Below are 11864 nucleotides of genomic sequence, written 5' to 3' on the forward strand. Positions count from 1 at the left end.
CTTAACCGCCATTGTGTGCGTTATTTTCCCATATCCAGACCTCGATGTAATTAAAGAACATGACCAGATATGGCTTAAGAGCCCGTGTAATTACCTTAACTCTAGCTCCAACCTTGATTATTGGGTTGCTATTGAGTGCATTTTTCTCATTTAACCGCTATCAAGACCTTGAGGGCCAAGTGGTTAATACTGGTACTAGCATCATTGAACCGCTGGCAATTGCTAGTGAGTCAGGCATGAAGCTCGAAAGTCGAGAGTCTGTTCGTCAGCTTATTAGCTATGCGCACCGAAAGAATTCTAAGCTGGTGCGCAGTATCGCAGTATTTGATGAACGTCATGAGTTGTTTGTAACCTCGAACTTTCATCCTGATTTTGAAAGCCTGACCTATCCGAAAGATAAACCCATCCCGCATTTAAGCTCATCGAACCTGCTCGATAATACGCTGATTCTTCGGACACCCATCATCGCTGAAGGTCAATACATCAACTCAGCCAATGGGCAGTCTCAAGCCAACCAAGCGATCGGCTATATTGCGATAGAGTTAGACTTGTCGTCACTTCGATTGCAGCAGTATCAAGAAGTGTTCTCTGCCTTCTTGGTGTTGATTTTGGGGCTGGGACTTTCTGGTGTATTTGCTTTTCGCTTGATGCATGACGTAACCCAACCGATCACACACATGAAAAACATGGTCGACCGAATTCGTCGTGGTCATCTCGATGTACGTATCGAAGGCAAAATGCACGGTGAGCTAGACTCACTGAAAAACGGTATCAACGCGATGGCGGTATCGCTATCAGAATATCACGTCGAGATGCAGCACAGTATCGACCAGGCTACGTCTGATCTGCGTGAAACCCTAGAGCAATTAGAGATTCAAAACGTTGAGTTAGACATTGCGAAAAAACGCGCTCAAGAAGCGGCACGTGTTAAATCAGAGTTCTTAGCTAACATGTCTCACGAATTGAGAACACCGCTTAACGGTGTGATTGGTTTTACTCGTCAAATGCTTAAGACCCATCTATCGACCAGTCAAACAGATTACTTGCAAACCATTGAACGTTCGGCAAATAACCTACTTAGCATCATCAACGACATTCTTGATTTCTCGAAACTGGAAGCCGGTAAATTAGCGCTCGAGAACATCCCATTCGAGTTCCAAGCCAGCCTTGAAGAGGTTGTGAACCTTCAAGCGACCAACGCCCATGAGAAAGGCCTAGAGCTAACACTTAAGATAGACCCGAAAGTGCCACCAGGCGTTGTTGGTGACCCGCTGCGTATTCAGCAGATCCTAACCAACCTCGTGGGTAACTCAATCAAGTTTACTGAACGTGGCAACATTGATATCAGTGTTGAACTTCGTTCACAAAGCGAAGACAGCATCGAGTTGCAATTCATGGTTCGCGATACAGGTATTGGTATCTCTGAGCGTCAACAAGCTCAGCTATTCCAAGCCTTCAGCCAAGCCGACGCAAGTATCTCTCGTCGTTATGGCGGTACGGGGCTAGGTCTGGTTATCACCCAAAAACTGGTCAGCCAAATGGGCGGAGAGATCAGCCTAACCAGTCGCCTACACCAAGGTTCAACCTTCTGGTTTACTTTGAGACTATCAACGACTGATATGCCGATGACTGAGCTGATTGAGACTCAGTGTCTGCAAGACAAGCAGCTGCTGCTTATCGAGCCAAACATGCAAGCGGCGTCGATTACCCAGCAAATCTTAACCCAAGAAGGCTTGGTGGTAACGTATCGTTCGGTGATGCCTGACGAGTCGACCTCATATGACTACGTTCTACTCAACCTAGCCGCCAACCAAGAGTATCAATTTGATACCGTGAGTGGTTGGGCGATTGGCGCGAAGAAAATCGCTCAGAACGTAATTATTGGTACGCCGAGTACTGAGCTAGCACTGGGTGAACAATTGATGAAAGAGGTTGATGTCCAATGCATCACTAAACCTCTCTCTCGCAAAAAATTGCTGCAAACGCTCATATCTAACCAAGCGCCAACCTTGATTGCACCAGCGATTGAAACGCACTCAGAAGAGAAGCTGCCGCTTACTGTATTGGCGGTCGACGACAACCCAGCAAACCTTAAATTGATCACCGCGCTACTAAAAGAGCGTGTAGAGACGGTCATCAGTTGCACCAGCGGACAGAAGGCCATAGACAAGGCGAAGGAGACCCCATTTGATATCATCTTCATGGATATCCAAATGCCGCAAATGGATGGTGTGACGGCCTGTAAGAATATAAAAGAGCTAGCGAATAATGCGAATACCCCCGTCATTGCCGTCACAGCACACGCGATGGTTGGCGAACGTGACCGTCTGCTTGAAGCCGGCATGGATGACTACCTAACCAAACCGATTGAAGAGCACGTGTTACAGCAGGTTCTGATTCATTGGAGCCCTACCTCTGAGGTTGAGCACATTGAAAAAATAGACCCCGCCCACCCAGCAGTCTCTGCGGAAGTAGACAATAGCTCAGTTTCAGATTCTGAGGCTAGCGTGCATAAGAATATCATCATTGATTGGCAAGCAGCTATGAAGCAAGCCGCCAACAAAGAAGACCTCGCACGCGATATGCTGCAAATGCTAGTCGACTTCATTCCTGAGGTTTATGAAGCCGCAGAGAAAGCGATAGAAGACAGTGACTACCCCGTTGAAGCGCTGACACACATCATCCACAAGATGCATGGCAGCAGCTCATACAGCGGTGTACCAAGGCTGAAGTCTGTGTGTGCGACGATAGAGAAAGAGCTGCGTTCCGGCACTTCCGTTGAAGATATTGAACCTGAACTTTTTGAACTTCAGGATGAATTAGATAAGGTTCAAGCAACCGCGATTCATTATTTGAAACCAGCCAAGACCTAGCGAACATTTCTTACTCACAAATATTCGTTAAACGGTTTACCAGCCAATAAAAAAGCAGAGCTCATGAGCTCTGCTTTTTTCTGTCTAGTGTCTAGAGCACCAGATATAATACCAATCACAGTAAGTAAGTGATCAAAAATAGCGTAGGAAAAAAGCTTGAGAACAAGGCAGGATTTTTCGATAAGTAGTTATTCTACAATCAAAAATTCTAACGAAGTTATCGAGTTTTTTAACAAGCTAGGGTGAACAGTTATTTACTACGATTGGTATAAAGTAACGGTAATCTATTTACGACTCGAGTAGTACCGTCGCCACCGCATAATGGCGCTCATCTGAGATAGTCAGATGAATCGACTTTGTACCACTCGCTTCTGCGATTTCACGCGCCTTTTTATGTAGGCTTAGAACTGGCTTGCCATGCTCATCGTTTGAAATCTCGAAATCGTGAAAGGTCACACCAAGCGCGATACCCGTGCCCAACGCCTTAGATGCCGCTTCTTTTGCAGCAAAGCGTTTTGCAAGGTAACGCCCTTTTTGCTTCAGTTGCTGAAATACTTCAAACTCAGAGTCGGTCAAAATACGCTGAGCAAAAGCATCGCCACTTCGTGACAGTGCCTTTTCAACACGTTCGATTTCTGCGATATCTGTACCTAATCCAACAACAGCCATGTTTACCCTACTACCAAACTTCTATCTATTAACTTTATCGATTCTACTGATTAACCACTTAACGCTTACTACTAAACTAATGACGAGTTAAAGAACTAAGCGTTGTTGCGTGCTGTTTCCATCACGGCTTTCATGTCTGCAACGGCTTTATTCAAACCATCAAAGACTGCGCGTCCCATGATCGAGTGACCGATGTTCAACTCGTAGATCTCAGGAAGTGCCGCAATCGGCGCTACGTTGTGATAAGTCAGACCATGACCAGCATTCACTGTGATACCAAGATCGTCTGCGTAGCTTGCGCCTGCAGCAATCTTTTTAAGCTCATCTTGCTGATCTTCTTCTGTTTTCGCATCAGCGTAATGACCAGTATGAAGCTCAATGAACGGTGCGCCACACGCTTTTGCTGCATCAATTTGCTCACGATCTGCATCGATAAACAGAGATACTTTGATACCCGCTGCCGACAATTTTTCCGTCGCTGCTTTGATCTTTTCAAGTTGACCAACCACGTCCAAGCCGCCTTCCGTCGTCAACTCTTCGCGCTTTTCTGGAACCAGACAAACGAACTCAGGATTAGTATCGAGTGCAATTTGAACCATCTCGTCCGTCACTGCCATCTCTAAGTTCATGCGAGTCTGGATTGTCTCAGCAAGAATACGTACATCGCGATCAACAATATGACGGCGATCTTCGCGCAGGTGAATGGTAATGCCATCAGCACCCGCACGTTCAGCAATTTCAGCTGCGTGTACTGGATCTGGGTATTTAGTACCACGTGCATTACGTAGTGTAGCAATATGATCGATATTAACGCCTAAAAGGATTGAGCTCATTTTCCAATACTCCGTGCTCTAGAGAGGGCTATTGTTGGCATAAATAGCTCTCTACTTTTTAATGGTTTGCCGCCAAGATACGGCTTTAAGGCTATGCGTGTAAAGCGTTTTGCTGCTTTTAACTGCTCTTTAGTGATAAACCTACGTTCACTAATTGCGATAAGTTCATCGCCCATAAATGTCAGGTTATCTCGACGTACAGAAGCGATGAAACCTTTCTGCTCTCGATAGCGATAAGTCATACTTGGATCGATCACTTCACCAGTACCAGCACAATGCAAAAAGTCGACGCCATACCCCATAGCGGAAAGTAGAGCCAATTCAAAACGACGCAGCGCTGGCTCAGGGTTCTCATTATGAGCGAGTTCTGTTAAAGCATGAAGATAGTCGTGAAAAAATGCAGGCATGGCCACTTCGGCCATCAACACGCGGCCAACTAGCTCATTGACATACATAGCGGAATACAGATTAATACCGGCAAGAGGAAGCCCCAAGCTGATCGGTTCAGCTTGGCGTAACGTTTTCATTGAACCATTGCCAGACCACTTAAGCAGCAGAGGCGTAAAAGGTTGCAATGCACCTTTCAAATTAGAACGCTTACTCCTTGCACCTTTAGACATCAACGTCACCCTTCCGTACTCTTCACTGAAGACGTCCAGAATCAGGCTCGACTCACTGTATGGTCGACGGTGCAACACAAAGCATCGCTGTAACCCTTCGCTCAATCACTTACCCTTCTTACAGATACAAAAAGAGAGAGTTCGCACTCTCTCTTGAAATTATATTCAGTTCAACTTTCTTAATCTCAGAAAGTGACGTTCAATATATTATAGATCGTCGATGTAGCCTAACGAGCGAAGTGCACGCTCATCATCAGCCCAACCAGACTTAACTTTAACCCAAGTCTCTAGGTAAACCTTACGACCGAACAGTTCTTCCATGTCGATACGAGCTTCACGACCAATCGTTTTGATCTTCTCGCCCGCTTTACCAATCACCATCTTCTTCTGACCAGTACGTTCAACAAGAATCAAAGCATTGATGTGGAAGCCATCGTTATCAGGGTTGTAATCGAAACGCTCGATTTCAACCGTTACTGAATAAGGTAGCTCTTCGCCTGTGAATCGCATCAGTTTTTCACGGATGATTTCAGAGGCCATAAAGCGCTGTGAGCGATCCGTTACGTACTCTTCAGGGAAGTGGTGCGTCGCTTTTGGTAAAGAGTTACGAACGTGCTTACGCAGTACGTCGATATTCTTACCTTGCTTCGCCGAGATTGGCACAACATCAAGGAAGTCCATCTTCTTAGACACTTCCATCATATGTTGCATCACGTCGGTACGATCTTGAACGTTGTCTACTTTGTTAATACAAAGGACAACTGGGAAATCTGTTTTTCTCAGTTTGTTCAGTACCATCTCATCGTCGTCAGTCCAGTGAGTACCGTCAACAAGGAAGAATACTAGGTTCACATCGCTCAGTGAGCTGTTCGCCGCACGGTTCATCAAACGGTTGATTGCACGCTTTTCTTCAATATGAAGTCCAGGAGTATCAACGTAGATCGCTTGGTAATCACCTTCAGTTTCTACGCCCATAATACGGTGGCGTGTCGTCTGAGGTTTACGTGATGTGATCGAGATTTTCTGGCCCAGAATATGGTTCAGAAGCGTCGATTTACCTACGTTTGGTCGACCCACGATAGCGATGAAGCCACAGTGTTGGTTTTCCGGTAGGCCCGTTTTTTTGCTATCAGATGAAAAGAATGCATCGATATCGAAATCTTGATTGTTATCAGACATTGCTTAGTTGCTCTAATGCTGTTTCAGCAGCCGCTTGTTCTGCCTTGCGGCGGCTAGTGCCTTTACCGATAACAGGTTTATCCACACCTGCCACTTCACACTCAACCGTAAACTCTTGGTTGTGTGCTTCACCTTTAATATTAGTCACTGTGTAAACAGGCAGGGGATTTCTTCGACCTTGCAAAAACTCTTGTAAGCGAGTTTTTGGATCTTTTTGAGATACACCAGGCTGAATAGACTCTAGGCGAGATTGGTACCAGCTTAAAATAATACGGCGAACAACCTCGGTATCACTATCTAAATAGACAGCGCCGATGATCGCTTCAACCGCATCCGCTAGAATAGAATCACGACGGAAACCGCCACTCTTCAACTCACCTGGACCTAATTTTAAGTAATCTCCTAGTTCGAATTCACGACCTAGCTCTGCCAATGTATGACCACGTACTAATGTTGCGCGCATGCGGCTCATATCACCTTCGTTTACCTTAGGGAAACGGTGGTAAAGATCATCAGCGATAACAAAACTTAAAATTGAATCGCCCAGAAACTCAAGACGTTCGTTATGTTTACCTGCGGCACTGCGGTGAGTCAGCGCCAGATGGATAAGATCGGCATCATTAAACTGATAGCCAATCTTTCTCTCTAGTTTATCAATTGGAGAATTCATGCTCTCTCGATGTGTTATGTGATCGATTAGTGAATCCCACCGATGCGATTAAAACGCACACCAGTAGGAATCCATGTTGGAAGTACACTGTCTGAACCGCGTTCGAATTCGAAGCTGATCCAAATAGCAACGGCCTTACCAACAAGGTTTGCTTCAGGGACAAAGCCCCAGTAACGGCTGTCAGCACTGTTGTCACGGTTATCACCCATAACAAAGTATTGGCCTTCTGGAACGATCCACTCGTTAACACCATTGCGAGGTTGATATGCTTGAACACGATCACGACGTAATGGGTTAACTAAAATTTGGTGCTCCACATCACCCAGCTGTTCATTCAGCTGAATCAGAGGCACACCATCTTGAATAAATTGGCTTTCTTCAACGTTACTTAACTTCACTGGTTTACAGCTACTGCCACCCTTCGCTTGAATGCAGACTTCTTTATTGCTGCTGTAGCGAATGGTATCACCCGGCATACCAACAACACGCTTAATGTAGTCGATATTCGGCTGAGGTGGGTATTTGAATACGATTGAATCACCACGTTCTGGTTTGCCAGTTTCTACCAGTTGAGTGCGCCATACTGGGTCTTTTAGACCGTATGCGTACTTCTCTACTAAGATGAAATCACCAACCAATAGTGTTGGCATCATCGAACCAGATGGGATTTGAAACGGTTCATAAATAAATGAACGCAAAACCAAAACAAATGCAATTACAGGGAAAATGGACACACTGTTCTCAACCCACCAAGGCTGAGCCGTAACTCTTGCGCTGGTTGCAGCGTCTAGGCCATTCGATTGTGCTTCAACGTCAGCCAGTTTTTGTTGGCGCTTCTTCGCCCACACAAACTTTTCCAACGCCCATACAATGCCGGTCACTAGAGTTACGATCACTAAGATAAGCGAAAATGTATTAGCCATTGATATCCCTTAAATTTCATTTCTTTAAAAATAACGAAAGTGAAAGAGTAGCGAGCTACTCTTTCACTTTCAATTATTCGTTTAATGCTGGATAAAGTTAGTCTTTACCAACATGAAGAATCGCTAAGAATGCTTCTTGAGGCAGTTCAACGTTACCGATCTGCTTCATACGCTTCTTACCTTCTTTTTGTTTCTTAAGAAGTTTCTTCTTACGACTGATATCACCACCGTAACATTTTGCGATTACGTTCTTACGCAGTTGTTTCACTGTAGAACGAGCAATGATGTGGTTACCAATCGCTGCTTGAATCGCGATATCGAACATTTGACGAGGGATGAATTCTTTCATCTTCTCAACCAATAGACGACCACGAGACTGTGCAATGTCTTTGTGCGTAATGATAGCCAGTGCGTCAACCGTTTCGCCATTAAGCAATACGTCTACACGAACCATGTTCGACATTTCAAAACGTTGGAAGTTGTAATCCAGTGACGCATAGCCGCGAGATGTTGATTTCAAACGGTCGAAGAAGTCTAGAACCACTTCTGCCATTGGTAGGTCATAAGTCACAGCAACTTGCTTACCGTGATAAACCATATCAACTTGAACACCACGTTTTTCTACACATAAGGTAATTACGTTACCTAAGTAGTCAGACGGTACAAGGATATTACAACGAGCGATAGGCTCACGAATTTCTTCTACATCATTAGTCGCAGGCAATTTAGCTGGGCTATCAACGTAAAGAATGCTGCCATCCGTTTTTACAACTTCGTACACTACGGTTGGTGCCGTTGTGATTAGGTCTAGGTCGTATTCACGCTCTAAACGCTCCTGGATGATCTCCATGTGAAGCATTCCTAAGAAGCCACAACGGAAACCAAAGCCAAGTGCTGCTGAACTTTCTGGTTCGTAGAACAGTGATGCATCGTTCAGGCTTAATTTGCCTAGTGCATCACGGAAGTTTTCGTAGTCATCAGACGATACTGGGAATAGACCTGCGTATACCTGAGGCTTCACTTTTTGGAAACCAGGCAGACGTTCTGTGCTACCGCCTTTTGCAAGCGTCAACGTATCACCAACAGGTGCGCCAAGGATGTCTTTAATACCACAAACAACCCAACCAACTTCGCCAGTATTTAGCTCTGTTGTGTCGATTTGCTTAGGTGTGAAGATACCTAGACGGTCAACCCCCCAAACTTGGTCTGTCGACATTACTTTAATCTTGTCGTTCTTCTTCAGCTTACCGTTCTTGATACGAACCAAAGAAACAACGCCTAAGTAGTTATCGAACCAAGAGTCAATGATCAACGCTTGTAGTGGCGCGTCTGGATCACCTTCCGGTGGTGGGATAGCTGTTACGATGTTTTCAAGAACGTCATCAACACCGATACCGGTTTTTGCAGAACAACGCGTCGCTTCCATCGCATCGATACCAACGATCTCTTCGATTTCTTCAGCAACACGCTCAGGTTCAGCAGCAGGTAAGTCAATCTTGTTCAAGATTGGCACTACTTCCAGTTCCATTTCGATCGCGGTGTAACAGTTTGCTAGAGTTTGTGCTTCAACACCTTGACCAGCATCTACAACCAATAGCGCGCCTTCACAAGCGGCTAGAGAACGAGATACTTCGTAAGAGAAATCTACGTGTCCTGGAGTGTCGATAAAGTTAAGTTGGTAAGTTTCACCATCTTTCGCTTTGTAATCTAAAGTCACACTCTGCGCTTTAATTGTAATACCACGCTCGCGTTCTATATCCATAGAATCGAGGACTTGAGCTGCCATCTCACGTTCACTTAACCCTCCACAAACTTGGATTAAGCGGTCAGAAAGGGTCGACTTACCGTGGTCGATGTGGGCGATAATCGAAAAATTACGAATGTGCTTCATAGGCTTGGTGTGACTAAACTCTTTGAATAGGGATAATAAGAAAGCCGCGACGCGTCCAATCTACAGTCAGCATTGGTGGCGGCATTTCAATCAAGTTGGCAGATTCTACCCAATTTAAGGGCAAGAAGCATCATAAATTAGACGAGAGGCTCGCCTAGGATTCGAATCAAGACGACTTCTTGCTTGGATTTGTCTTCCATAGGTTTGGCTAACCGCTTCGCTAAGGCAATGCCACCAGCAGTAAACAGAGCAGCGCTTAAGATAACAATGCCCTCGCCCCCTTGGAGTAAGGGTTGCAACAAGAGTTGTCCAAAACCAGCACCAATCATCAACATGAAAAGTGGAATGAGGTAAACAATAGCCGCAGACTGCAGTAGGCTTTTTTCTGGAAAGCCAATTTCCACGATCTGTCCGGCTTTAACTAAACTTTTGGTTTTAAGCTGCCAAAACAAGGATTTATTACCAACAGCCTTGGTAACAATACCCGTTCCGCAGCTTTTTTGAGATGAGCAGCTGCTGCAACTGGTTTGTTGTTCGCAGCTCAGTTGAACAAAGTATTGTTGACCGCTTTGTTCAACCGAGCTAACGGTTGCCAGCGCCGTCATCATTGCGCTGGTACCAGTTTATTGAACGTAACTGATTGCGCAATACGTTTGGCGGTTGCTGGCGGAATATCACCCACCACAGAGATCTCTTTGTCACCAATCACTAAGCTGTGTAAGGTTCTGCGTCCTTGGCGTACCAACTGCCCTTTCAATGAATGTTCGTCTTTATCGGCGATATAAACTGAAAAGCTAAACAACCCATCACTGAAAAGTTGGCTTTCAACCATTTTATCGGTCGCAGCCATTGGATAACGACTAAGCTCTTTTGACTTAAATCCTTCAGGAATCCAAGAGGCTTGCCAGTTAGTTTCACTCACTAAGCCTTCCGGCAGTGATAAGACTTTCGGCAGTTGAGCGCTATTCAAGCCCCCCATTGCCTCAGCAATCTTATCGTTCACCACGAAAGAGATAGTACGGTACTGTTCAAGCACTTCGCCATCACGATCCAACAGGTCGGCACGTAAAGGAAGACTCGTTTTTTCATCTACCCAAACGACGTAAGAGTAACGAAGGCCATCTTTCGGTACCACGCGCAATACTTGCGTAGTACTTCCAGCCTCACGAGCACGGCCAACTTTAACGAAATCGTAATAGTCGTTGAGCGCGTCAATATCTCGATTAATCATCGGAATAACAGGTGCAACCATACTGCCAGATTGAATGGTAAACGGTTCTGTGCCCGGTTCAATATAACTGACTTCATCACCACGTCGAATAACTTCACGGATAGGCCCGCTCAAGTAAACAAGGTGTGCAAGTTGTTGGTCGTCGTTAACCGCATGGCGATAAACAAGAGGTTCAATACTGCTCTTCTTGATCAAAATATAGGAGAGTTCGTAATTTAGATGCTGACTGGCCTCGTTCATTTGATGTAACAACGCCTTTGCAGTGGGTTCCTCTGCAAAGGCTGTTGGAGACATCAAGCTGAACAGTGTCAGTGCACTGACCAGGATTTTCTTCATTCAATGTCCGATTCTAGATGTGCATCTTGCATTGGCGATGCATCACTGTTTAATCTTAGCTGCAGCTCATAATCTTCTAGCATTGCATGAACGCGTTTACGCTGCTCTTGCAAGTTAGCTTCAGATGCTGGCTTTTCAACAGAGTCACGCGTTAAACTTACTGGTTCCGCAGAACCCGCAAATGGAATCGTCTGGAGTACAGGCAACTGCTCTGGCGCAGCAGGATCGCTGCCACCATATTGTTGAACACCTAGTACAACGACGAGTGAGACACACGCTGCCACGGCAACTTGTCCAAACTGTTGTAACCACGCAGGAAGCTGACGCTTCGCTTGCTGAGGTTTAGGCTGCTCTTCAATTGGAGCAACAGTTGGTTCAACAAGCACTTGATGCAGGTTCGGCATTACACTATGTGCAGGCTCATTATCAAGCGCTGCCGCAACACTGTTAGCAATGTTCCACTCTGGAGTTTCTGGCGCATCCCCACGCATAACATCACCAATTAGATGGTAACTCTGCCAGGTATCCATGCTTTCTTGATCAGATTCGAGATCTACAATGAGAGCTTTATCGATCGTTTCACCATCCATGAGTGCCGAAAGCTTTTCTTTATCAGCCATTATTTTCACCATAATTATT

The 11864-nt window shown here is 45.4% G+C and carries 11 protein-coding genes; 1 reads left to right on the plus strand and 10 read right to left on the minus strand.

Annotation, left to right across the window (positions count from 1 at the left end):
• Positions 1-59 precede the first annotated feature (59 nt).
• Positions 60-2873 (plus strand): two-component sensor histidine kinase BarA, encoded by a 2814-nt coding sequence (gene barA, locus AC3CIA_RS13390; protein ID WP_102492015.1) that lies wholly within the window; start codon positions 60-62, stop codon positions 2871-2873.
• A gap of 288 nt (positions 2874-3161) precedes the next feature.
• Here the strand turns inward: barA and acpS are convergent, their stop codons facing one another.
• The 10 genes from acpS to AC3CIA_RS13440 form a co-directional block, all read right to left on the minus strand.
• Complete coding sequence (gene acpS, locus AC3CIA_RS13395) at positions 3162-3542, minus strand: holo-ACP synthase (RefSeq protein WP_017077798.1); 381 nt, start codon at positions 3540-3542, stop codon at positions 3162-3164.
• A 95-nt stretch (positions 3543-3637) separates the two neighbouring features.
• The gene (pdxJ, locus tag AC3CIA_RS13400; RefSeq protein WP_009847651.1) at positions 3638-4375 is read right to left on the minus strand and encodes a pyridoxine 5'-phosphate synthase; all 738 of its coding nucleotides are present in this window, start codon (positions 4373-4375) and stop codon (positions 3638-3640) included.
• Positions 4372-5100, minus strand: a complete 729-nt coding sequence (gene recO, locus AC3CIA_RS13405) for a DNA repair protein RecO (protein WP_102571712.1) — start codon at positions 5098-5100, stop codon at positions 4372-4374. The genes pdxJ and recO overlap by 4 nt, the downstream gene beginning before the upstream one ends.
• A gap of 102 nt (positions 5101-5202) precedes the next feature.
• Positions 5203-6174: a GTPase Era gene (era, locus tag AC3CIA_RS13410; RefSeq protein WP_004735384.1), complete on the minus strand. Its 972-nt coding sequence runs from the start codon at positions 6172-6174 to the stop codon at positions 5203-5205.
• A complete protein-coding gene (gene rnc / locus AC3CIA_RS13415; protein ID WP_004735383.1) occupies positions 6167-6844 on the minus strand; it encodes a ribonuclease III in 678 nt (225 codons plus the stop codon). The genes era and rnc overlap by 8 nt, the downstream gene beginning before the upstream one ends.
• Positions 6845-6870: 26 nt before the next feature.
• Positions 6871-7767 (minus strand): signal peptidase I, encoded by an 897-nt coding sequence (lepB, locus tag AC3CIA_RS13420; RefSeq protein WP_488518231.1) that lies wholly within the window; start codon positions 7765-7767, stop codon positions 6871-6873.
• A 97-nt stretch (positions 7768-7864) separates the two neighbouring features.
• The gene (gene lepA / locus AC3CIA_RS13425) at positions 7865-9658 is read right to left on the minus strand and encodes a translation elongation factor 4 (RefSeq protein WP_017084320.1); all 1794 of its coding nucleotides are present in this window, start codon (positions 9656-9658) and stop codon (positions 7865-7867) included.
• Between the two features lie 137 nt (positions 9659-9795).
• Positions 9796-10266 carry a SoxR reducing system RseC family protein gene (locus tag AC3CIA_RS13430; protein WP_017084321.1) on the minus strand — a complete coding sequence of 157 codons (471 nt, stop codon included), beginning with the start codon at positions 10264-10266 and terminating at the stop codon, positions 9796-9798.
• A complete protein-coding gene (rseB, locus tag AC3CIA_RS13435) occupies positions 10263-11225 on the minus strand; it encodes a sigma-E factor regulatory protein RseB (protein WP_488518232.1) in 963 nt (320 codons plus the stop codon). Before rseB ends, AC3CIA_RS13430 begins: the two co-directional genes overlap by 4 nt.
• Positions 11222-11845, minus strand: a complete 624-nt coding sequence (locus AC3CIA_RS13440; RefSeq protein WP_054547465.1) for a sigma-E factor negative regulatory protein — start codon at positions 11843-11845, stop codon at positions 11222-11224. Before AC3CIA_RS13440 ends, rseB begins: the two co-directional genes overlap by 4 nt.
• Between the last annotated feature and the right edge of the window lie 19 nt (positions 11846-11864).

The organism is Vibrio sp. QJM3NY_27, from assembly GCF_057785955.1.